This is a genomic window from Enterobacter sp. KB-221C9 (genome assembly GCF_041320715.1).
Lineage (GTDB): Bacteria > Pseudomonadota > Gammaproteobacteria > Enterobacterales > Enterobacteriaceae > Enterobacter > Enterobacter asburiae_D.
The window spans coordinates 283,006-304,230 of record NZ_JBGIWG010000005.1 but is presented as its reverse complement, the minus strand read 5'-3'; the positions used below and the strand labels follow the sequence as shown (position 1 = coordinate 304,230).

Genomic DNA, 21,225 nt, shown 5'->3' with positions numbered 1-21,225 from the left:
CCACCGCTCCGTTGAGAGCGGTGGTTTGAATACTCAAACGAGCCTGAGTTTATCGCGTTGCGTTAGTCGGCGTCTTCATATAACGGAAGAAATCGCTGTCCGGGCTGAGCACCATCACATCCTGGTTGCTCTGGAAGCTATTCTCGTAAGCACGCAGGCTACGGATAAAGGCGTAGAAGTCAGGATCCTGGCTGAAAGCATCAGCGAACAGCTTCGCCGCTTCGGCATCGCCTTCACCGCGCAGGATACGGCCCTGGCGCTCAGATTCCGCCAGCGTCTTGGTGACTTCATAGTCCGCTGCTGCACGCAGCTTCTCAGCCTCTTCCTGGCCCTGTGAACGGTGGCGACGGGCTACCGCTTCACGCTCGGCGCGCATACGGTTGTAAATCGCCTCGGACACTTCTACTGGCAGGTTGATCTGCTTGATACGCACGTCAACCACTTCGATACCCAGCGCAGCCATGCTGTTCGGGTTGATCACCGGCACTTTACCGTTGGTCTCCGCCTGAACGCGTTCAGCCGCTTTGGCAATCGCATCATCTGCTGCCGGCGTTGAAACTTCATCTTCCGTGCCCGCTGTACCGGAGTTCAGCGCATCGCGAACTTCCAGGGTCAGACGACCACGGGAGTCGGTCACGATGTCTTTCACATCCAGACGACCAATCTCGGAACGCAGACGGTCAGAGAACTTACGTTTCAGCAGCACTTCTGCCTGAGAAACGTCACCACCGCCCGTTGCCAGGAAGTAACGGCTGAAATCGCTGATGCGCCATTTGATATAGGAATCAACGATCAGGTCTTTCTTCTCTTTGGTCACGAAACGGTCGGCCTGGTTATCCATGGTCTGGATACGCGCATCAAGCGTTTTCACTGACTGAATGAACGGCACCTTGAAGTGCAGACCCGGCTCGTAAATCACCGGGCGTTTGTCGCCATCACGCACGACGCTGCTGAACTGGAACTTAATCCCACGCTCGCCTTCTTTCACCACAAAGATCGAGGTATAAAGCGCGACCAGTACGATGACGATAATCGCAATAACTGACTTACGCATCCTTATTCCCCCTGACGCTGGTAGTCGTTACGCTGCGCGTTAGCACGGCGTTGGTCCATAATGTCACCATCGTTCGAAGAAGGCGTTGTGTTCGTGCTGGCGCTGCCTGTTGAGGCTGGCGGCAGGCGCAGCAGGTTGTTCGCGCCGCTGGTGTCGCCTTTCGCTGCTGGTGCAGAACCGCCTTTCAGCATCTGATCCAGCGGCAGAACCATCAGGTTTCCGCCTTTACTGTCGTTAACCAACACCTTGCGGGTGTGGCTCAGCACTTTTTCCATGGTCTCGATATAGAGACGCTCACGGGTAATTTCCGGCGCCGCTTTATATTCCGGCAGGATCTTCGCAAAGCGAGCCACTTCACCCTGAGCTTCCAGGATGGTCTGCGTCTTATACGCGCGCGCTTCTTCCAGAATACGCTGCGCCTGACCGTTAGCGCGTGGCTGAACTTCGTTGGTGTACGCTTCTGCTTCACGGATGTACTGCTGTTCGTTTTCACGGGCAGCAATCGCATCGTCAAATGCGGCTTTCACCTCTTCCGGCGGACGCGCGGCCTGGAAGTTGACGTCCAGCAGGGTGATACCCATGTTGTACGGACGAATGGTCTCTTCCAGCTCGCGCTGGGTATCGCTACGAATAACGGTACGACCTTCGGTCAGGATACGGTCCATGGTGTATTTACCGATCACACCGCGCAGGGCGCTGTCGGTCGCCTGACGCAGGCTGTCATCGGCGCTGGTCACGCTAAACAGATAACGCTCAGGATCGGTCACGCGGTACTGCACGTTCATCTCAACGCGCACCACGTTTTCGTCAGAGGTCAGCATCACGCCAGAGGCGGCCAGTTCACGGACGGATTCCACGTTTACCGCGGTCACGTCGTCAATGAAGGTCGGCTTCCAGTTCAGACCCGGCTCAACCAGATGGCTGAACTTACCGAAACGTGTGACCACGCCGCGTTCTGCTTCTTTAATGGTGTAGAACCCGCTGGCTGCCCAGATGATGACTACCGCAGCGGCCACGATGCCCACTACGCGGCCACCCATTGGCGGGCGCGAACTCTGGGTGGAATTGCCACCCGAGCCAGAACCTTTTCCTCCGCCAAGGCCACCAAGCTTCTTGCTCAGTTTGCGGAAGATATCATCCAGATCCGGCGGCCCCTGCTCGCGACCACCTTTGTTGCCATTTCCCTCAGAGTTGCCGCCAGGTTTGCTGCTTCCCCACGGGTCGCGGTCTTGTCCGTTATTACCGGGCTGATTCCACGCCATGTATATGCTCCATATTTGTTATGCAAGGGCGAATTATTCAGGCATCCCCTTTCTGATCAGACGATATAGTCGACCAGCGCAGGTTCTTGTTTACAGAGGCGACGCCAGTCAACGATCGGCATACGCACCTGCATCCCCACGCTGCCGTCATCCTCCATCCACTCTTTTTCTATCGCCTGAAGCTGATAAAACCGGCTGCGCAGCCTGCCTTCCTGTGGCGGCAGTCGCAGCGTGTGCTGAGCTACCTCACCGGAAAGACGTTCTGTCAAAGCCTGGAAAAGCAGTGGCACACCAATACCGGTCTGGGCAGAAAGCCAGACCCGAATCGGTTTGTTTTCTTCATCTCTGTCGATACGCGGTTCGAAATCGTCCAGCATATCGATCTTGTTCATGACCAACAGCGTAGGGATCTCATGGGCGTCGATCTCTTCGAGCACCACGTTCACCGCGTCGATGTTCTCCTGCACGCGCACGTCTGCCGCATCAATCACGTGCAGCAGCAGAGTCGCCTGTCGCGTCTCCTGCAGGGTGGCTTTAAACGCCGCCACCAGGTCATGCGGCAGGTGGCGGATAAACCCTACGGTATCCGCCAGCACCGTTTCACCGACGTCTGCAACGTCAATACGGCGCAGCGTAGGGTCCAGGGTCGCAAACAGCTGGTCTGCGGCATACACCTGGGCCTCGGTTATCTGGTTAAACAGGGTGGATTTACCGGCGTTGGTATAGCCCACCAGCGACACCGTCGGGATGTCGGCTTTCGTTCGCGCCCGACGTCCCTGTTCACGCTGTTTCTCTACCCGTTCCAGACGTGAGAGGATCTGGGTAATTCGGCCACGCAGCAAACGACGGTCGGTTTCGAGCTGGGTTTCACCCGGGCCGCGCAAACCAATCCCGCCTTTTTGTCTTTCAAGGTGTGTCCAGCCACGCACCAGACGCGTAGCCAGATGGCGCAGCTGCGCCAGCTCAACCTGCAGTTTCCCTTCGTGGGTACGTGCACGCTGAGCAAAAATATCTAAAATCAAACCCGTGCGATCGATAACACGGCATTCGCAAAGGGCTTCCAGGTTGCGCTCCTGGGCTGGAGACAGCGCATGATCAAACAACACGACTGACGCGCCGGTTGCTTTAACGGCATCCGCAATTTCGACTGCTTTACCTTCACCAACAAAATACTTTGGGTGCGGCGCTTTACGGCTACCGGTAATCACCTGCATTGCTTCGACACCGGCGGAAGAGACCAGAGATTCAAACTCCTGGAGGTCTTCCATATCTTTGTCTTGCGAAAAATAGATGTGTACCAGCACCGCCTGCTCACCGGCATCATAACGGTCAAACAAGCGTAAACCTCTCTAAAAAGATCAGCGGGGAACGCAGGATCCCTGGCTCCCCGTGTGGATAACAGTGTGAAACCTTATTCGGTTTCGTCGCTGTCCTGCGCCGGCGTTGAAGAGCCCTGCGCGCTGCCATGATGGTAGTTACTACCAGTGCCGCCGCCAGTGTTATTGCTGTGATGAGATACCGGACGGGACGGAACAACAGTAGAAATAGCGTGCTTGTAGACCATCTGACTGACCGTGTTTTTCAACAGAATCACAAACTGATCGAAAGACTCAATCTGACCTTGCAGCTTAATACCATTCACCAAATAAATAGAAACTGGAACACGTTCCCGACGCAATGCGTTCAGGAACGGATCTTGTAAAGATTGCCCCTTAGCCATTCTATCTTTTCCTTATATGCTTGTTTTGTACTTAGAACCTTGCGATTCTGAAAAATTGCGCACGATACGTCTCAATTGTACACATTCAGTGAGCGATATCACCAACAACCTCAATCACTTCGTTTAACGCCTGTTGCGGTTTTTCACTGTCTAACCAGTGAACGCCGTCCCAACCGCGCAACCAGGTGATCTGGCGCTTCGCTAACTGTCTCGTGGCGCAAACACCTCTATAAACCATTTCATCGTATGAAATCTCACCTTCAAGATACGACCACATCTGGCGGTATCCCACACAACGAATGGAAGGCATGTCCGTATGCAAATCTCCACGGGCAAATAGCGCCCGCACTTCTGCTTCAAAATCTGAAGCTAACATCTGATGAAAACGCTGCTCAATTCGCTGATGGAGCAGTTCACGGCTCGCCGGGGCGATGGCGAACTGATGCACCTGATACGGCAGAGCGTCTCCTGACGTTTGCGTCAGTTCCGTTAAAGTTTTACCCGAAATGAAAAAAACTTCCAGTGCCCGGGAAAGCCTTTGCGGATCATTTGGATGGATCCGTGCTGCAGCAACCGGGTCAATCTCCGCCAGTTGCTGATGCAAAACGTCCCAACCCTGCTCTGCCGCCTGCTGCTCAATCTTCGCTCTTATTTCCGGATCCGCGGATGGCAGAGGTGACAACCCCTCCAGCAACGCCTTGAAATAGAGCATGGTTCCGCCAACCAACAGCGGTATACGTCCCGCCGCCGTTATCTCGGCCATCTCGGCTAAGGCATCCCGGCGGAAATCCGCTGCGGAGTACGCCTGAGCCGGGTCGAGAATATCCAGCAAACGGTGCGGTGCCGCACGCAACTCTTCTGCGTCAGGCTTCGCCGTGCCGATGTCCATCCCTCGGTAGATGAGGGCGGAGTCGACGCTAATCAACTCTACAGGCAAAACTTTACGCAACTCAATGGCTAGCGCCGTTTTGCCGGAGGCCGTAGGGCCCATTAAAAAAATTGCCTTAGGCAGGCTCGCCTTACTTGCGTCAATCATGTTTCAGGGCATTCATCGCCGTTTGTAAATCAACAGGTTGTAATAACCCACCCGGCGGCGTTTTCACCAGATGCGGACAGAGGCGTTCCACCTCCGCCAGCACGCTAATGGCCTGCGCCATACTCCACGGCGCGTGTTCGCTTGCCAGATGGCGGGCGATCCACTGCGCGGTGTTGGCGGCATCAAACGATGTTTGCTGCGCCAGGTAGCCTATCAGTTCAGGAATCAAGTTTTGTAAATTTTGTTGGCGTAAGGGTAAAGGCACTGCACGAATTGTCACATGTTGTGGTTCGAGCACAGTTTCAATACCCATTTGCGCCAGCTGCGGCTCGGCGCGCTGCAATACCCTTGTTTCATCAGGGGATATTTTCAGGCGAACCGGAATTAACAACGGCTGCGCACAGGCTGCATTTTCGCCTGGCGTGAGCTGCACCTGCTTGAGCCAGCGTTCGGCGACCGGCAGTGCCAGCAGCATCAATTTGCCGTCACGCTCAAGCAGTGCCATATCCGGCGCAATAATCGTCAGCACCCGACCAAAACTCTGGCTATGGCCGTCCAGAGAAGGCTGAGCGGCCTGAATGTGCTCTTTACGCTCCACGGCTGGCGTTTCCAGCAGCTTGCGGTACAACGCTCCCTGCTGCTTCTGATAGCCAGGCTGAGCATTCGGGTAGTTCGCGCCCGTTGGACGCGGTGCGCTCCCTGCCGGGGAGAAACGCGGGGCTTCCGGTTCACGCGCGACGGCAGGCTCCGCAAAATGGTTGCGCCCTGCCGCTACACGGTTTTCCGGCGGCGGACGCGGTGCAGGGGCGTCGTTCTCCAGCGGCAGCGTTGGCTCTGCCTGCTGCTGCAATACGGCGGCTACGCCCTGATAAATGAAGTCGTGAACCAGACGCGACTGGTGGAACCGCACCTCATGCTTGGCGGGATGGACGTTCACATCCACCTGATGGGGGTCGATTTCCAGATAAAGGACGAAAGCAGGCTGCTGATCGGCCCCGAGTTTGTCTTCGCAGGCCTGGCGAATTGCGTGATTGATGAGACGGTCGCGCATCATGCGGCCGTTTACGTAGCAATACTGGATCTCCGCAAACGCAGCACTGCTCGCGTTTGGATCGGCAACCCAGCCGCGTAAAGCCAGATCGCCGTGCTGCCACTCAATGGCCAGCGCCTGTTCCAGAAACGGCGTACCGCAGATCGCCCCCAAGCGACGCTCTTTCTGTCCACCTTCCGCCACCGCGCGGTACTGGCGCATCACCTTGCCGTTGTGGCTGAGGTTGATGGTGACATCGAAGCGGGCCAGCGCGATACGGCGAATGATCTCGTCGATATGGCCGAACTCGGTCTTCTCGGTACGCATAAACTTGCGTCGGGCGGGAGTGTTGTAGAACAGATCCAGGACTTCCAGCGTCGTGCCGACAGGGTGCGCTGCGGGTTTCACCGTCACATCCATATCGCGCCCTTCGGCGTAGGCCTGCCAGGCTTCCTGCTGTTCAGCGGTACGGGAGGTCAGCGTCAAGCGCGAAACCGAGCTGATACTGGCCAGCGCTTCACCGCGAAAACCGAGGCTAATAATCGCTTCCAGGTCATCCAGAGAGGCAATTTTACTGGTGGCGTGACGGGCCAGCGCCAGCGCCAGCTCGTCTTTTTTAATACCACAGCCGTTGTCGCGAATGCGAATAAGCTTCGCGCCACCGCGTTCGATATCGATATCAATGCGGGTTGCGCCCGCATCGAGGCTGTTTTCCACCAGCTCCTTCACCACCGACGCAGGGCGCTCCACCACCTCACCGGCGGCGATTTGGTTCGCGAGCTGCGGCGGTAGAACCTGAATCGGCATGAATTCTCCTTAGTTGGTCGCGGTCATCTCACCCGGTAGCGCTGCACTGGCCGTCTGGGCAGCGCCGCTCTGCGGCGCGGACTGCAGCGGATGGGCATCAAAATATTTACGCAGACCGTTATAAATCGCTTCGGCAATTTGCTGCTGATAGCTGTCGCTTCCCAACAGACGCTCTTCACCGTTGTTACTGATAAAGCCCGTCTCTACAAGGATGGACGGGATATCCGGCGATCGCAGAACGCCGAGGCTGGCATGTTCCGGACGACGCTTATGCAGCACGCCAATGCTTTGCAGCTGGTTCAATACGTTAGTGGCGACATCATACCCGACGCGCTGAGAATGACCGAACTGTAAATCCAGCACCGCCTGGCTGAGGTACGGATCGGACTGGCTGTTTGCCAGCACGTCGCCCGCGCCGCCTAACAGTTCAGACTGCTTCTCATGCTCTTCCAGCCAGTTGGCCATTTCGCTGTTGGCGCGACGGTTCGACAGCACCCAAACCGAGGCGCCGGTGGCGCTACGATTCGGTGCGGCGTCCGCATGAATGGAGACCAGGAAGTTCGCGTTTTGCTTACGCGCCACATCCGAGCGTCCCATTACGGAAATAAAGTAGTCCCCGTCGCGGGTCAACACGCCTTTAAACATAGGGTCGTCATTGAGTAGCGAACGCAGCTTACGCGCGATAGCGATAGTCACGTTTTTTTCTCGCGTGCCGCCAGGGCCAATCGCCCCCGGATCTTCCCCACCGTGGCCCGCATCAATGGCGATAATCACTTTGTCACCGCTGACCGTCGCGCGTCGCGCGCTGGCCGCCGGACGCGTCACCGTATTGCTGCTGGTTGCCGCAGTAATGCGATCGTTCTGCGATTTAAACGGATTACGCGCAGGTTCAGAAGGACGCGGTGTATACACCGGTTCTTCCACGCGCTTCGCCACGACCGGCGGCGGTGGAGGCGGTGGCGGTGCGTCGGCATTGATGGTAAAGACCACCGTATAGTTCGCCCCGTTTTGCTGCTTCACCGCCTTCGTTTTGCCCTTTTCGGTCAGATCGACCACCAGGCGTAACGACTGGCTATCCTGCGGCGTTCCCGAACGGATACTTTTCACCAGGTTGTTACCGCTGAACCGCAGCGGTAGCCCCTGGATCACGCCAGTTTGTTTGATATCCAGCGCCACGCTGTGGCTGTCTGGCTGTGAAAACGCATATTCAGGATCGCCCATGAAGCTGAACGTGATCCGGGCCTGGCTTTCGCCGTTTGATACCTGAATATCTGAGAGGTTTGCCGCCCCGGCCTGCGCGCACAGCAGCACGGTGGCAGCCAACAACCAACCTTTAACGCGATTTATCATCCCGTCATCCCTACGCTTAACCGGCCAGTCGCGCCAGTAAGGAACTGCCTGATGAGGAAACAGCACTGATGCGTGCCTCACGCCCTTGTGCCTGGTAATCTAAGTGAATTTCGACATCCGGGTCAGGCAGCACACCCGCACCTTGTTGCGGCCACTCCACCAGGCAAATGGCGTCGTTGGCAAAATAATCACGGATCCCCATAAATTCCAGCTCCTCAGGATCCGCAAGGCGGTATAAATCGAAGTGGTACACCATGAGATTTTCAAGGGTGTACGGTTCGACCAGCGTGTAGGTTGGGCTTTTCACATTCCCGTTATGCCCTAACGCCTGCAAAAAACCCCGGCTGAAGGTGGTTTTACCCGCACCTAAATCACCATACAGATAAATGACGGTTGCCCCCTGACAGGCCTGCGCCACGCGCTTGCCGAGTTCTAAAGTGGCTTGTTCATCAGGTAAAGGAATCGCTCGATTAGTCATTTTCTACGTCAATCACATCCGGGTTAACAACACGCCGCAGCGTGCAAAAAAGATCGGTGGCCAGCATACCGCGTGTACCGTAACGCGCGGCCAGTTTATCCGCCGCGACACCGTGGGCCACGCAGCCCGCACAGGCTGCATCATAAAGGGGAAGTTTCTGTCCAAGCAATGCGCCAATGATGCCGGAAAGCACATCGCCCATGCCGCCGTTTGCCATGCCCGCATTTCCGGCATCAATAATGCCCTGCGTCTCGTCACTGGCGACAACGGTTCCTGCCCCTTTCAAAACAGCAACACCTCCGTAACGTTTTACCAGACGCTGAGCAGAAAGTAAGCGATCGCTTTCAATTTCTGCCACGCTGCAGTTAAGCAGGCGCGCGGCTTCGCCGGGGTGTGGCGTCAGAATGCGATTGTGACGCTTATCCGGGTTTATTGCCAGAAGGTTAAGCGCGTCGGCATCCCACAGCATCGGTTTACGAAAATTCTCGACCTTTTGCAGGGCCTGTTTACCCCACGCCTGCTGCCCAAGGCCGGGGCCAATCACCACCACATCCGCCCATTCAAGGCTCTCTTCAAGCGCCTGGGGCGTAAGCTCGTGCACCATCAGCTCCGGTCGGGCTGTTACGATCGGCGCAATATTCTCGATGCGAGTGAGTACTCGCACTAATCCGGCACCGCTGCGTAATGCCGCTTCGCCGGTCATGCGAATCGCACCTGCCGTACCATGGTCGCCGCCAATAATCACCAGCCTGCCGTGATCGCCCTTATGGGACGTCGGACGGCGCGGCGGAAGCCACGCAGCAAGCTGCGACGCATCAAAACGCGCGATGCGCATTTCCTGCCCGGCCAGCCAGCTCTCCAGCCCCAGCGCATTGTGGTGCAGCACGCCAACGACGTCTCGCGCTTTACCGGTCAGTAACCCCGGCTTGAGGGCGATGAAGGTCACCGTATGGGCAGCCTGAATGACCGCCCCGGGCGTCGCGCCGGTTTGTGCAATCAGGCCAGAGGGAATATCCAGGGCGACAACCGGCGCGGAATGTCTGTTCGCGTGTTCAATAAGCGCGGCAATGTTCTCACGAGGCGCACTGCGTAGCCCGGTACCCAGCAGACCATCAACAATCAGATCCACCTCTTCTGGCCAGACGATATCAGGAGCATGAATCACACCGCCTGCGTTAAGCCACGCCTCCCGGGCTGCGCCAGCCTCTTCCGGCAGCGGTTTATCGCTCTCCAGGGCCAGCAACGTCACGCGGATACCTGCCGCAACCGCGAGACGGGCGACGACGTAGCCGTCGCCGCCGTTATTGCCGTAACCGCACAGAATCAGCCAGTGGGCGGCCTGCGGGTACGCGCTGCGGGCAACGTTAAACGCCGCCTCACCCGCGCGCAGCATCAGTTCATAAAGGGTAATTCCGAGGCTGTCTGCGGCCTCTTTTTCGGCGCGCCGGAGGTCATCCGCATGCCAGATGGAATGTGGTATACTTGCGGGGTTTTTCTTCACCGTATGGTCCGTCATGTCACAGCCCCTCGATCTCAATGAATTAGCGCAAAAAATAAAACAGTGGGGTGCTGAGCTTGGCTTCCAGAAGGTAGGCATTACCGATACCGACCTTTCCGCCAGCGAGCCGAAACTGCAAGCCTGGCTGGACAAACAATACCACGGCGAAATGGAATGGATGGCGCGTCATGGCATGATGCGCGCCCGTCCTCACGAGCTTTTGCCGGGCACATTACGCGTCATCAGCGTGCGCATGAACTATCTACCCGCCAACGCGGCCTTTGCGCGCACGCTAAAAAATCCCTCTTTGGGTTACGTCAGCCGGTACGCCCTGGGACGTGATTATCATAAGCTCTTGCGTAACCGTTTAAAAAAACTCGGGGAAACTATTCAGCAGCACTGTGTTTCGCTGAATTTTAGACCCTTTGTCGATTCTGCGCCTATTCTTGAGCGCCCGATCGCCGAAAAAGCCGGGCTTGGCTGGACAGGTAAGCACTCACTTATCCTTAGCCGCGACGCCGGATCGTTCTTCTTCCTGGGTGAACTGCTGATTGATTTACCGCTGCCGGTAGACGGCCCGGTAGAGGAAGGCTGTGGCCGCTGCGTGGCCTGCATGACCATCTGCCCGACGGGTGCCATCGTAGAGCCTTACACCGTTGATGCGCGCCGCTGCATCTCCTACCTCACTATCGAACTGGAAGGGGCCATTCCAGAAGAGTTTCGACCGCTTATCGGCAACCGTATCTACGGCTGCGACGACTGCCAGCTGATCTGCCCGTGGAACCGCTATTCGCAGCTCACGGACGAAGAGGATTTCAGCCCGCGTAAGGCGCTGCATGCCCCGCAGCTCATTGAGCTGTTCGCCTGGACCGAAGCATGGTTCCTGAAGGTGACGGAAGGTTCGGCCATTCGCCGTATCGGTCATCTGCGCTGGCTGCGTAATGTGGCCGTCGCGCTGGGGAATGCCCCGTGGGATGAAGCGAACGTGCGGGCGCTTGAAAGCCGTAGAGGTGAGCACCCACTTCTTGATGAACACATAGAATGGGCGATTGCGCAGCAAATTGAGAAGCGTAATGCCTGTACGATCGAGGTGCAGCTACCGAAGAAACAGCGTCTGGTGAGGGTGATAGAAAAAGGGCTTACGCGGGATGCCTGAACTATTCACAGCCTGTGAATAAAATTACAAACTCAAGCGCCATCTGGGCTGGAGAAGAGGTCAAGTGATCTCACTAACATTTTGAAATGAAAATTTATCCATTAAATACAGTGATTTAAAGGATTACTATTCACCCTGCTAAGTTTTAACCCTGTTAAGGTTAAGCGCGGTTTCTGTGGATAACTCTGTTCACAAGAGTATTTCAGAGACAATAGAAAACGTCCCCAACGAGTTTCTTCGCTGTGGATACTTTAGAGATTAAGAAGAATTTGGAGCGGGAAACGAGACTCGAACTCGCGACCCCGACCTTGGCAAGGTCGTGCTCTACCAACTGAGCTATTCCCGCTTGGGTGGTCCGTGCTTTAGAAGCACTTTCAAATTTTGGAGCGGGAAACGAGACTCGAACTCGCGACCCCGACCTTGGCAAGGTCGTGCTCTACCAACTGAGCTATTCCCGCTTGGGTGTTCTGGTGCTGGGCGTATCCGGAGATACTTTCAAATTTTGGAGCGGGAAACGAGACTCGAACTCGCGACCCCGACCTTGGCAAGGTCGTGCTCTACCAACTGAGCTATTCCCGCAAATCTGCACTGCTTTTGTTGCTGTCGTAACGTGTAATTCTCTGTCGTTACGGGAGGCGCATTATACGAGAAATCCTTTTAGCTGCAACCCCCCTTAAAGCGATTTTTTCGAAATTAAGTTCAAATGCTTATTTAATCGGCAAGCTGAACAATTTAACGACAAAAACCCGGCCACGCAAGGCGCCGGATCTCAAAATCACAGCTTAATAAAGTTTTCGCGATAGTAGGAAAGCTCCGCCACGGACTCACGGATATCGTCCATCGCCTGGTGGGTCCCCTGCTTTTTAAAGCCGTCGAGGATTTCAGGCTTCCAGCGACGCGCCAGCTCTTTGAGGGTGCTGACATCCAGATAGCGGTAGTGGAAGTAAGACTCCAGCTCCGGCATGTACTTAAACAGAAAACGGCGATCCTGGCCGATGCTATTCCCACAGATAGGCGATTTGCCTGCCGGAACCCACTGTTTCAGGAACTCAAGCGTCGCCAGCTCCGCCTCACGGTCGCCGAAAGTGCTCGCCTTCACGCGCTCCACCAGGCCACTGCCGGTGTGGGTGCGCACGTTCCATTCATCCATCAAAGCCAGCTGGTCGTCGGACTGATGCACCGCAATCGTTGGCCCTTCAGCCAGGATATTCAGGTTGGCGTCCGTCACCAGAGTAGCAATTTCAATGATGCGATCGCGCTCGGGATCCAGCCCGGTCATTTCGAGATCGATCCAAATCAGGTTATTTTCATCCGCGCTCATGTTATTTTCCACCCTTCTCGCATAACCGGCAGTAGCAGGTTAACTAGTATTAATTAGAGTGTATCATAGAGGTTTTGCCCCTTACGGGCGACCAGGAGCCAGCGCGATTGAGTAAAAATAAACTCTCCAAAGGGCAGCAGCGCCGCGTAAACGCCAACCACCAGCGCCGTCTTAAAACCACTTCGGAGAAGCCAGATTATGACGACAACCTGTTTGGTGAAGCGACAGAAGGCGTAGTCATCAGCCGTTTCGGTATGCATGCCGATGTCGAATCCGCCGACGGGGATATTCACCGTTGCAATATCCGTCGTACCATCCGTTCACTGGTTACCGGCGATCGCGTGGTCTGGCGTCCGGGTAAAGAGGCCTCTGAAGGTGTCACGGTTAAGGGCATCGTTGAAGCCGTGCATGAACGCACGTCGGTGCTCACCCGCCCGGATTTCTACGATGGCGTAAAACCGATTGCCGCCAACATTAACCAGATCGTCATTGTTTCGGCGATTTTACCCGAGCTTTCGCTCAATATTATCGACCGATACCTTGTCGCCTGCGAAACGCTGCAGGTTGAACCGATCATCGTATTGAACAAAATCGATCTGCTGGATGACGACGGCATGGCCTTCGTGAATGAGCAGATGGATATCTACCGCAAAATCGGTTATCGCGTGCTGATGGTCTCCAGCCACACCAAAGATGGCCTTAAGCCGTTAGAAGAGGCGCTGACCGACCGTATTAGCATCTTTGCGGGCCAGTCCGGCGTGGGTAAATCGAGCCTGCTGAACAACCTGCTTGGCCTCCAGCAAGAGATCCTGACTAACGATGTGTCCAACGTCTCGGGTCTGGGCCAGCACACCACCACCGCCTCGCGCCTGTATCATTTCCCGCACGGCGGCGACGTGATTGACTCCCCAGGGGTGCGTGAGTTCGGTTTGTGGCATCTTGAGCCGGAACAAATCTTTAACGGATTTGTCGAATTCCATGATTATTTAGGCGCTTGTAAATACCGCGACTGTAAACACGATAACGACCCAGGCTGCGCTATCCGTGAAGCGGTTGAGAAAGGCGAAATCGCGGAAACCCGCTTCGAGAATTACCACCGTATTCTTGAGAGCATGGAAGACGTAAAAACGCGTAAAAACTTTTCTGATTCTGATAACTGACAACTAAGCTAAGCATCGCTAAAATCGTCCCCTTTTTTCAGGTTCCGGCGGCTTAACGCCGGATCAGGAACGACAAAACAATGGCCTGGAGGCTACCTTGTTAAACGCATTTAAACTTTCGCTTCAATACATTCTGCCAAAACTGTGGCTCACTCGCCTGGCGGGCTGGGGCGCAAGCAAACGCGCGGGCTGGCTGACCAAACTGGTCATCGACCTTTTCGTAAAATATTACAAGGTCGACATGAAAGAGGCGCAGAAGCCGGACACCGCCAGCTACCGCACCTTCAACGAATTCTTCGTGCGCCCGTTGCGTGACGAAGTTCGCCCGCTGAACACCGATCCTAACGTCCTGGTGATGCCAGCAGACGGTGTGATCAGCCAGTTAGGTAACATCGAAGACGACAAAATCCTGCAGGCGAAGGGCCACAACTACAGTCTGGAAGCGCTGCTGGCGGGTAACTACCTGATGGCAGATCTGTTCCGCAACGGTACGTTTGCCACTACCTATCTGTCACCGCGCGACTACCACCGCGTGCATATGCCGTGTAACGGTATCCTGCGTGAAATGATTTACGTCCCGGGCGACCTGTTCTCCGTAAACCACCTGACCGCGCAGAACGTGCCGAACCTGTTTGCCCGTAACGAGCGCGTCATCTGTCTGTTCGATACTGAATTTGGCCCTATGGCACAGATTCTGGTGGGTGCAACCATCGTAGGCAGCATTGAAACCGTCTGGGCCGGCACCATCACCCCACCGCGCGAAGGCGTGATTAAACGCTGGACCTGGCCTGCTGGTGAAGCGGAAGGCTCTGTGGCCCTGCTGAAAGGTCAGGAGATGGGTCGCTTCAAGCTGGGCTCCACCGTCATCAACCTGTTTGCGCCGGGCAAAGTGAAGCTGGCTGAACAGCTCCAAAGCCTGTCGGTCACCAAACTGGGCCAGCCGCTGGCGGTCTCTACCGAAACCTTCGTGACGCCAGATGCAGAGCCTGCGCCGTTGCCGGAAGAAGAGATCAAGGCCGAGCACGACGCCAGCCCGCTGGTTGACGACAAAAAAGACGAAGGCTAACAACAGAAGGATCGCTGAAGTGCGCCCGATTATCGTTCTACTGATGGCCTGGTGCCTCAGCATGGGGGCGTACGCAGCGACAGCCCCCGACGCCAAACAGATAACCCAGGAACTGGAGCAGGCAAAAGCGGCCAAACCCGCTCAGCCAGAGACCGTCGAGTCGCTCCAGGCTGCCCTGAACGCGCTTGAGGAGCGGAAAGGCTCTCTTGAGCGCGCTCAGCAGTATCAGCAGGTTATCGACAACTTCCCCAAACTCTCGCAGACGCTGCGCGCGCAGCTCAATAACCTGCGTGACGAACCGCGCGATGTTCCTGCGGGCTTAACCTCCGATGCGCTAAACCAGGAGATCCTCCAGGTCAGCAGCCAGCTTCTGGAAAAGAGCCGCCTGGCGCAGCAGGAACAGGAGCGCGCGCGCGAAATCGCCGACTCGCTCAGCCAGCTTCCGCAGCAGCAAACCGACGCCCGCCGCCAGCTAAACGAGGTGGAGCGCCGCGTTGGCACGCAGTCTGGCAATTCAGCACAAAGTCAGGCGCAAAATCTTGGGATTCAGGCTGAATCCGCCCGACTTAAAGCGCTGGTTGATGAACTCGAGCTGGCGCAGCTTTCTGCCAACAACCGTCAGGAGCTGTCGCGCATGCGCGCCGAGCTGGCGCAAAAGCAGAGCGAGCAGCTTGATGCCTACCTTCAGGCCCTGCGTAATCAGTTGAACAGCCAGCGCCAGCGTGAAGCCGAACGGGCGCTGGAAAGTACAGAACTGCTCGCTGAAAACAGCGAAAACCTGCCTGCCGGTATCAACGAACAATTCAGGGTCAACCGCGAGCTTTCCGCCGCGCTGAACCAGCAGGCGCAGCGCATGGATCTGGTTGCATCCCAGCAGCGTCAGGCCACCAATCAAACCCTCCAGGTTCGCCAGGCGCTCAACACCCTGCGCGAACAGTCACAGTGGCTGGGATCGTCGAACCTTCTCGGCGAAGCGTTGCGCGCCCAGGTTGCCCGTCTGCCGGAGATGCCGAAGCCGCAGCAGCTGGATACCGAAATGGCCCAGCTGCGCGTTCAGCGCCTGCATTTTGAAGATCTTCTCAACAAGCAGCCGCAAATCCGCCAGATCCGTCAGGCTGACGGACAGCCCCTGACCAGCGAGCAAAACCGTATTCTGGAAGCCCAGATGCGTACCCAGCGTGAACTGCTGAACTCTCTGCTCCAGGGCGGGGATACGTTGATTCTGGAGCTGACCAAGCTAAAAGTATCCAACAGCCAGCTGGAAGATGCGCTGAAAGAGGTGAACGAGGCTACGCACCGTTATCTCTTCTGGACGTCCGACGTGCGTCCGATGACCTTCTCGTGGCCGATTGAGATTGTCCAGGACCTGCGCCGCCTGATTTCACTGGATACTTTCAGCCAGCTGGGACAGGCCAGCGTGATGATGTTCACCAGCAAAGAGACCATTTTCCCGCTGCTGGGGGCGTTGATTCTGGTGGGCTTCAGCATTTACTCGCGCAGACATTTCACCCGTTTCCTGGAGCGTTCCAGCTCGAGGGTCGGGAAAGTCACCCAGGATCACTTCTGGCTGACGCTGCGCACCGTATTCTGGTCGATTCTTGTCGCCTCTCCGCTGCCGGTGCTGTGGATGACGCTGGGGTATGGCCTGCGGGAAGCCTGGCCCTATCCGCTCGCGGTAGCGATTGGCGATGGCGTCACCGCCACGGTGCCGCTGCTGTGGGTGGTCATGATTTGCGCCACCTTCGCGCGCCCTAATGGCCTGTTTATCACCCACTTTGGCTGGCCGCGTAATCGCGTTGCGCGCGCCATGCGTTACTACCTGATGAGCATCGGGTTGATTGTGCCGCTGATTATGGCGCTGATCATGTTCGATAATCTCAACGACCGGGAATTCTCAGGCTCGCTGGGCCGCCTCTGCTTTATGCTGATATGCGGGGCGCTGGCCATCGTCACGCTCAGCCTGAAACGCGCGGGTATTCCGCTCTATCTGGATAAATCCGGCAGCGGCGAAAACATGTTTAACCGGCTGCTCTGGAACCTGCTGCTTAGCGCGCCGCTGTTTGCGATGCTGGCAGCCGCGGTGGGCTATCTTGCAACCGCACAGGCGCTGCTGGCGCGGCTGGAAACCTCGGTGGCCATCTGGTTCCTGCTTCTGGTGGTGTACCACGTGATCCGCCGCTGGATGCTGATCCAGCGCCGCCGTCTGGCCTTCGACCGAGCCAAGCATCGCCGGGCTGAGATCCTCGCCCAGCGTGCGCGGGGTGAGGAAGAGCCAAACCACGTCAACAGTACGGAAGGCACGACGGAAGCGGACGAGGTCGAACTGGATCTGGATGCCATCAGCACCCAGTCCCTGCGCCTGGTTCGCTCCATCCTGATGCTGATTGCCCTCCTGTCGGTGATCTTCCTGTGGTCAGAGATCCACTCCGCGTTTGGCTTCCTGGAGAACATCTCTCTCTGGGACGTGACGTCCACGGTGCAGGGTGTTGAAAGCCTGGAGCCGATTACCTTGGGTGCGGTACTGATTGCCATTCTGGTGCTGATCATCACCACGCAGCTGGTGCGCAATTTCCCGGCGCTGCTGGAGCTGGCGCTGCTGCAGCATCTGGATTTAACCCCGGGAACGGGATATGCGATTACGACTATTACCAAATATCTGATCATGCTGTTTGGCGGGCTGGTTGGCTTCTCGATGATCGGTATTGAGTGGTCGAAGCTGCAGTGGCTGGTGGCGGCGCTCGGTGTAGGGTTAGGTTTTGGTTTACAGGAGATCTTCGCCAACTTCATCTCCGGCCTGATCATTCTGTTCGAAAAACCGATCCGCATTGGCGATACCGTCACGATCCGAGATCTGACCGGCAGCATCACGAAGATCAACACCCGTGCGACGACGATCAGCGACTGGGATCGGAAAGAGATCATCGTGCCAAACAAGGCGTTTATCACCGAGCAGTTCATCAACTGGTCGCTGTCAGACTCCGTGACTCGTGTGGTGCTGACGGTACCAGCACCGTCTGACGCCAACAGCGAAGAGGTCACCCAGATCCTCTACACCGCCGCAGAGCGCTGCTCGCTGGTAATCGACAACCCGGCGCCGGAAGTCTTCCTTGTGGATTTACAGCAGGGGATCCAGATTTTCGAGCTGCGTATCTACGCCGCCGAGATGGGACACCGTATGCCGCTGCGCCATGAGATCCACCAGCTGATTCTGGCGGGCTTCCGCGAGCACGGTATTGATATGCCGTTCCCACCGTTCCAGATGCGTCTGGAAAGCCTGGACGGGCGTAAAACGGGAAGAACGCTGACGTCAGCGACGCGTAAGCGCCCGGCGGGAAGTTTGTAACGCTGCTCCCCTCCCTTTCGGGAGGGGGATATTACTGCTACGCCACTTCTGCGACGTACGCCATCGCGCGTCGGCGGTAATTCTCATAAATCCCCATCGCCAGCAGCGAGAAGAAGATAGGCCCGCCTACCATCCACAGCGCGCTGTTCCAGTCGTTGGCCTCAATTACCGGCTGAATAATGGTGAAGATGTTGGCAAACGCCACCACCAGCACCACCACCGTGGTGGCCAGCAGCGTTGCCGCGCGGGTTTTAAAAATCACAAACGGACGTTCAAGATCCTGCTTCGCCTTAAAGAACGGGAACGCCAGGGTCAGGAACAGGTACGGCAGCGTCATCGACACGTTCGCCATCAGGGTCAGCTTGTTGTAAAACGCAGACGCCGTATCGCCGCCAAATGACACCAGCAAAATGAACACGCACACCAGCAGACACTGCATCCACATGGCGTTGGCAGGCATGCCTGCTGTATTGAGCTGAGTCATACGTGCGGGCCACAGCGCTTTTGGCGTACCCTGAATAATCGCTTTCAGCGGCGAGTAGATCAGCGTGAAGAACGCACCGGTATACGCAAGGAACATCGACAGGCCGGTAATACGCGCGAACCAGACACCCATTATTGATGCCGCCTCGGGACTCAGGTTCATCGCCTGTCCCAGCGTCATCCCCAGGCTTTTCATCAGCACATAGGTGATGTTGCCAAGGTTAGTGGTGTTGTTGCTCAGCACCTGCTGCCAGTTGGTGCTGACGCCCCAGAGGAAAATCGCCAGCGAATAGCCGATGGAAATGACGATGGCGGCAAAAATAATGCCTTTCGCAAAGTTCTTTTCCGGGTTCTCCGTCTTATCGACCAGGCCACCTACGGCTTCAATGCCGCCGTAAGCGAAGATGGCAAACACCACGAAGGAGAGCATGGCGAGCCCGGACTGGTAGCTCGGGTTCGGCGAGGAGGCAAAGTTCACCTCCTGCGCGAAGTGACCACCGTTCAGGCACAGGATAGCGATGCTCACCAGCAGCAGTACCAGATTCAATCCCATAACCGAGATCCCGCCCACGGCGGTAATCCTGGCAATTTTGTTGATGCCTTTAGACGCCACCAGGGTGACCACCACCATCCAGCATACCGCCAGAATCCCGACGACCTGCGTCGAGCTCAGGCCGGCTAAAGACCAGACCTGCGTTTTATCGGCACCGAAAAGAAACGTTGAGAACGGCACCCAGACTTTGGCCGCCGTACTGACCATCCAGACGACGTAGGATGAAAACCACATAAACGTGCCGATAAACGCATAGCGCGGCCCGACGCTGTTATTCATCCATGAGTAGATCCCGCCCTCTTCTTTCCGGTAAGCCGAGCCCATCTCCGCCATCATCAGCGCAAACGGGATAAAGAAGAACAGAGCAGAAACGATATAAAACGGCGTCGCGCTGTAGCCCATCAGATAGAACGCTGACGGGCTGTTGGCAAAGCCAAAGACTGAGGTAAATATCATCAGGATGAGCCCGGTGAGGGTCATCTTTTTGAGTGACTGGGACATAGAACCATCCAAATAGGAATTAAACTGCGCGGATGGTAGCAGAAGACCAGATGAATATTGTGGCTATGCGGGGCAAATTAAGAAAAAGACCCGTGTATAGAGAATGTGGCAGTTTTTAATGTTGTCGTGCTGAAATGGAAAGGTTAATTGACAGGAATGGTAGGCCGGGTAAGCGCAGCGCCACCCGGCATTTTATTAGGCGCGATCGACCGTAAAGGCAATCACATCGCCTAGCTGCTCTGCGCCAAGCGCCAGCATCATCAGACGGTCAACGCCCAGCGCCACGCCGGAGCAATCCGGCAGCCCTGCTTTTAATGCTTCAAGCAGATTAACATCAATAGGCTGCTGCGGCAGACCGCGTGCGGTGCGCTTGCGGTTATCCTGCTCGAACCGCTGCTGCTGCTCGCGGGCATCAGTCAGTTCGTGGAAGCCGTTCGCCAGCTCGATGCCTTTGTAATAGACCTCAAAACGCTCTGCGACACGATGATCTTCGGTACTGATCTGCGCCAGAGACGCCTGGCTTGCCGGGAAGTGATAGACAAACGTCGGGCGATCTTTGCCAATCTGCGGTTCAACGCCAAAAGTGAACAGCAGCTGCAGCAGCGTGTCGCGATCCTCTTCGGTATCCGCCACGTTGCTCAGATCCAGTTTTGCCGCCACTTCGCGCAGCTGGGCTTTGTCCGCCGACAGCGGATCGATTTCCAGATGGCGCTGGAAAGCCTGCTGATAGGAGAGCGTTTCGGCTTCTGAGCATTCCAGGACCTGCTGCAGCAGATCGTCCACCTCATTCATCAGGCGGTACATATCATAATGCGGGCGGTACCACTCCAGCATGGTGAATTCCGGGTTGTGATGACGCCCCATCTCTTCATTACGGAAACTGCGGCACAGCTGATACACCGGACCACATCCCGCCGCCAGCAGACGTTTCATGTGGTATTCCGGGCTGGTCATCAGATACAAATTCATGCCCTGAGAGTGGCCGGGGCCAACAAAACGGGTTTCAAACGGGACCAGATGAATATCCGTTACCGTTGCCTGACTCATGCACGGCGTTTCCACCTCCAGGACTCCGCGGTCGGCAAAGAAACGGCGGATCTCCGCCATAATTGCTGCGCGTTTTAACAGATTAGGGATGGATGCGCTCGGCTGCCAGGTGGCCGTTTCGCTCATGAGTTGTTCTCCGATTTCAGACAAGGGCACGAAGTCTACTCGTTAGCTGGGGCAGAGACAAATTTTGCGCAGTAAAAAAGCGCATTTCATTTAGGTGAGTAATTACGTGACGTAATTCATCAATCTTCATGATAAATCGCCTGACAGAACAGCAAAAAAATCGAACACGTCAAATTTCCCTGACATCTACACGGTTATACTGTTTTACCCATAAAGGAGCAGTGGAAACGCTTT

At 56.2% G+C, this 21,225-nt stretch carries 16 protein-coding genes and 3 tRNA genes; 4 read left to right on the top strand and 15 right to left on the bottom strand.

Features of this window, described 5'->3' with window-relative positions; translation table 11 throughout:
- Nucleotides 1-49: 49 nt before the first annotated feature.
- The 9 genes from hflC to nnr all read right to left on the bottom strand — a co-directional run bounded on the left by hflC (nucleotide 50) and on the right by nnr (nucleotide 10,253).
- The gene (hflC, locus tag AB8846_RS09760) at nucleotides 50-1,054 is read right to left on the bottom strand and encodes a protease modulator HflC (protein WP_023334250.1); all 1,005 of its coding nucleotides are present in this window, start codon (nucleotides 1,052-1,054) and stop codon (nucleotides 50-52) included.
- A 2-nt stretch (nucleotides 1,055-1,056) separates the two neighbouring features.
- Nucleotides 1,057-2,316: an FtsH protease activity modulator HflK gene (hflK, locus tag AB8846_RS09755; RefSeq protein WP_023310137.1), complete on the bottom strand. Its 1,260-nt coding sequence runs from the start codon at nucleotides 2,314-2,316 to the stop codon at nucleotides 1,057-1,059.
- A gap of 56 nt (nucleotides 2,317-2,372) precedes the next feature.
- Nucleotides 2,373-3,653: a ribosome rescue GTPase HflX gene (gene hflX / locus AB8846_RS09750; protein ID WP_023310136.1), complete on the bottom strand. Its 1,281-nt coding sequence runs from the start codon at nucleotides 3,651-3,653 to the stop codon at nucleotides 2,373-2,375.
- Between the two features lie 74 nt (nucleotides 3,654-3,727).
- Nucleotides 3,728-4,036, bottom strand: a complete 309-nt coding sequence (hfq, locus tag AB8846_RS09745; RefSeq protein WP_063144098.1) for an RNA chaperone Hfq — start codon at nucleotides 4,034-4,036, stop codon at nucleotides 3,728-3,730.
- Between the two features lie 85 nt (nucleotides 4,037-4,121).
- Nucleotides 4,122-5,072, bottom strand: coding sequence for a tRNA (adenosine(37)-N6)-dimethylallyltransferase MiaA (gene miaA / locus AB8846_RS09740; protein WP_032651346.1), 951 nt, complete (start codon nucleotides 5,070-5,072; stop codon nucleotides 4,122-4,124).
- Complete coding sequence (gene mutL, locus AB8846_RS09735) at nucleotides 5,065-6,909, bottom strand: DNA mismatch repair endonuclease MutL (protein WP_370732596.1); 1,845 nt, start codon at nucleotides 6,907-6,909, stop codon at nucleotides 5,065-5,067. The genes miaA and mutL overlap by 8 nt, the downstream gene beginning before the upstream one ends.
- A gap of 9 nt (nucleotides 6,910-6,918) precedes the next feature.
- Entirely contained in the window at nucleotides 6,919-8,259 is a 1,341-nt protein-coding gene (amiB, locus tag AB8846_RS09730; protein ID WP_148244454.1) for an N-acetylmuramoyl-L-alanine amidase AmiB, read from the bottom strand.
- A 16-nt stretch (nucleotides 8,260-8,275) separates the two neighbouring features.
- Nucleotides 8,276-8,737, bottom strand: coding sequence for a tRNA (adenosine(37)-N6)-threonylcarbamoyltransferase complex ATPase subunit type 1 TsaE (gene tsaE, locus AB8846_RS09725; RefSeq protein WP_013095283.1), 462 nt, complete (start codon nucleotides 8,735-8,737; stop codon nucleotides 8,276-8,278).
- Entirely contained in the window at nucleotides 8,730-10,253 is a 1,524-nt protein-coding gene (gene nnr, locus AB8846_RS09720; RefSeq protein WP_370732595.1) for a bifunctional ADP-dependent NAD(P)H-hydrate dehydratase/NAD(P)H-hydrate epimerase, read from the bottom strand. The genes tsaE and nnr overlap by 8 nt, the downstream gene beginning before the upstream one ends.
- Between nnr and queG the strand changes: the two genes are divergently transcribed.
- On the top strand, nucleotides 10,252-11,391 hold the full coding sequence (queG, locus tag AB8846_RS09715) for a tRNA epoxyqueuosine(34) reductase QueG (protein ID WP_063144103.1): 1,140 nt from the start codon (nucleotides 10,252-10,254) through the stop codon (nucleotides 11,389-11,391). The genes nnr and queG overlap by 2 nt on opposite strands.
- A 270-nt stretch (nucleotides 11,392-11,661) precedes the next feature.
- Here the strand turns inward: queG and AB8846_RS09710 are convergent.
- From AB8846_RS09710 to orn, 4 genes are all read right to left on the bottom strand, one after another.
- A tRNA-Gly gene (locus AB8846_RS09710) sits at nucleotides 11,662-11,737 on the bottom strand.
- A 36-nt stretch (nucleotides 11,738-11,773) separates the two neighbouring features.
- A tRNA-Gly gene (locus AB8846_RS09705) sits at nucleotides 11,774-11,849 on the bottom strand.
- A gap of 45 nt (nucleotides 11,850-11,894) precedes the next feature.
- Nucleotides 11,895-11,970 (bottom strand) — tRNA-Gly (locus tag AB8846_RS09700).
- A 196-nt stretch (nucleotides 11,971-12,166) separates the two neighbouring features.
- On the bottom strand, nucleotides 12,167-12,712 hold the full coding sequence (gene orn / locus AB8846_RS09695; RefSeq protein WP_023310130.1) for an oligoribonuclease: 546 nt from the start codon (nucleotides 12,710-12,712) through the stop codon (nucleotides 12,167-12,169).
- Between the two features lie 107 nt (nucleotides 12,713-12,819).
- Here orn and rsgA point away from each other — a divergent pair, with 107 nt between their 5' ends.
- From rsgA to mscM, 3 genes are all read left to right on the top strand, one after another.
- A complete protein-coding gene (rsgA, locus tag AB8846_RS09690; RefSeq protein WP_063144105.1) occupies nucleotides 12,820-13,872 on the top strand; it encodes a small ribosomal subunit biogenesis GTPase RsgA in 1,053 nt (350 codons plus the stop codon).
- A gap of 97 nt (nucleotides 13,873-13,969) precedes the next feature.
- Nucleotides 13,970-14,938 (top strand): archaetidylserine decarboxylase, encoded by a 969-nt coding sequence (gene asd / locus AB8846_RS09685; protein ID WP_063144106.1) that lies wholly within the window; start codon nucleotides 13,970-13,972, stop codon nucleotides 14,936-14,938.
- Nucleotides 14,939-14,957: 19 nt separating this feature from the next.
- Nucleotides 14,958-18,281 carry a miniconductance mechanosensitive channel MscM gene (gene mscM / locus AB8846_RS09680; protein WP_063144107.1) on the top strand — a complete coding sequence of 1,108 codons (3,324 nt, stop codon included), beginning with the start codon at nucleotides 14,958-14,960 and terminating at the stop codon, nucleotides 18,279-18,281.
- Nucleotides 18,282-18,318: 37 nt separating this feature from the next.
- On the opposite strand, the gene yjeM is transcribed toward mscM, so the two are convergent.
- Both yjeM and epmA read right to left on the bottom strand, forming a co-directional pair.
- Nucleotides 18,319-19,818, bottom strand: a complete 1,500-nt coding sequence (gene yjeM / locus AB8846_RS09675) for a glutamate/gamma-aminobutyrate family transporter YjeM (protein ID WP_063144108.1) — start codon at nucleotides 19,816-19,818, stop codon at nucleotides 18,319-18,321.
- Nucleotides 19,819-20,013: 195 nt separating this feature from the next.
- Nucleotides 20,014-20,991 carry an elongation factor P--(R)-beta-lysine ligase gene (gene epmA / locus AB8846_RS09670; RefSeq protein WP_370732594.1) on the bottom strand — a complete coding sequence of 326 codons (978 nt, stop codon included), beginning with the start codon at nucleotides 20,989-20,991 and terminating at the stop codon, nucleotides 20,014-20,016.
- Nucleotides 20,992-21,225: the final 234 nt, after the last annotated feature.

What these genes read in the sequence shown, in the direction of transcription:
- miaA (WP_032651346.1), bottom strand. Translation starts at nt 5,072, where the DNA reads ATGATTGACGCAAGTAAGGCGAGCCTGCCTAAGGCAATTTTTTTAATG.
- hfq (WP_063144098.1), bottom strand. Translation starts at nt 4,036, where the DNA reads ATGGCTAAGGGGCAATCTTTACAAGATCCGTTCCTGAACGCATTGCGT.
- nnr (WP_370732595.1), bottom strand. Translation starts at nt 10,253, where the DNA reads ATGACGGACCATACGGTGAAGAAAAACCCCGCAAGTATACCACATTCC.
- yjeM (WP_063144108.1), bottom strand. Translation starts at nt 19,818, where the DNA reads ATGTCCCAGTCACTCAAAAAGATGACCCTCACCGGGCTCATCCTGATG.
- epmA (WP_370732594.1), bottom strand. Translation starts at nt 20,991, where the DNA reads ATGAGCGAAACGGCCACCTGGCAGCCGAGCGCATCCATCCCTAATCTG.
- orn (WP_023310130.1), bottom strand. Translation starts at nt 12,712, where the DNA reads ATGAGCGCGGATGAAAATAACCTGATTTGGATCGATCTCGAAATGACC.
- tsaE (WP_013095283.1), bottom strand. Translation starts at nt 8,737, where the DNA reads ATGACTAATCGAGCGATTCCTTTACCTGATGAACAAGCCACTTTAGAA.
- mutL (WP_370732596.1), bottom strand. Translation starts at nt 6,909, where the DNA reads ATGCCGATTCAGGTTCTACCGCCGCAGCTCGCGAACCAAATCGCCGCC.
- hflC (WP_023334250.1), bottom strand. Translation starts at nt 1,054, where the DNA reads ATGCGTAAGTCAGTTATTGCGATTATCGTCATCGTACTGGTCGCGCTT.
- amiB (WP_148244454.1), bottom strand. Translation starts at nt 8,259, where the DNA reads ATGATAAATCGCGTTAAAGGTTGGTTGTTGGCTGCCACCGTGCTGCTG.
- hflK (WP_023310137.1), bottom strand. Translation starts at nt 2,316, where the DNA reads ATGGCGTGGAATCAGCCCGGTAATAACGGACAAGACCGCGACCCGTGG.
- queG (WP_063144103.1), top strand. Translation starts at nt 10,252, where the DNA reads ATGTCACAGCCCCTCGATCTCAATGAATTAGCGCAAAAAATAAAACAG.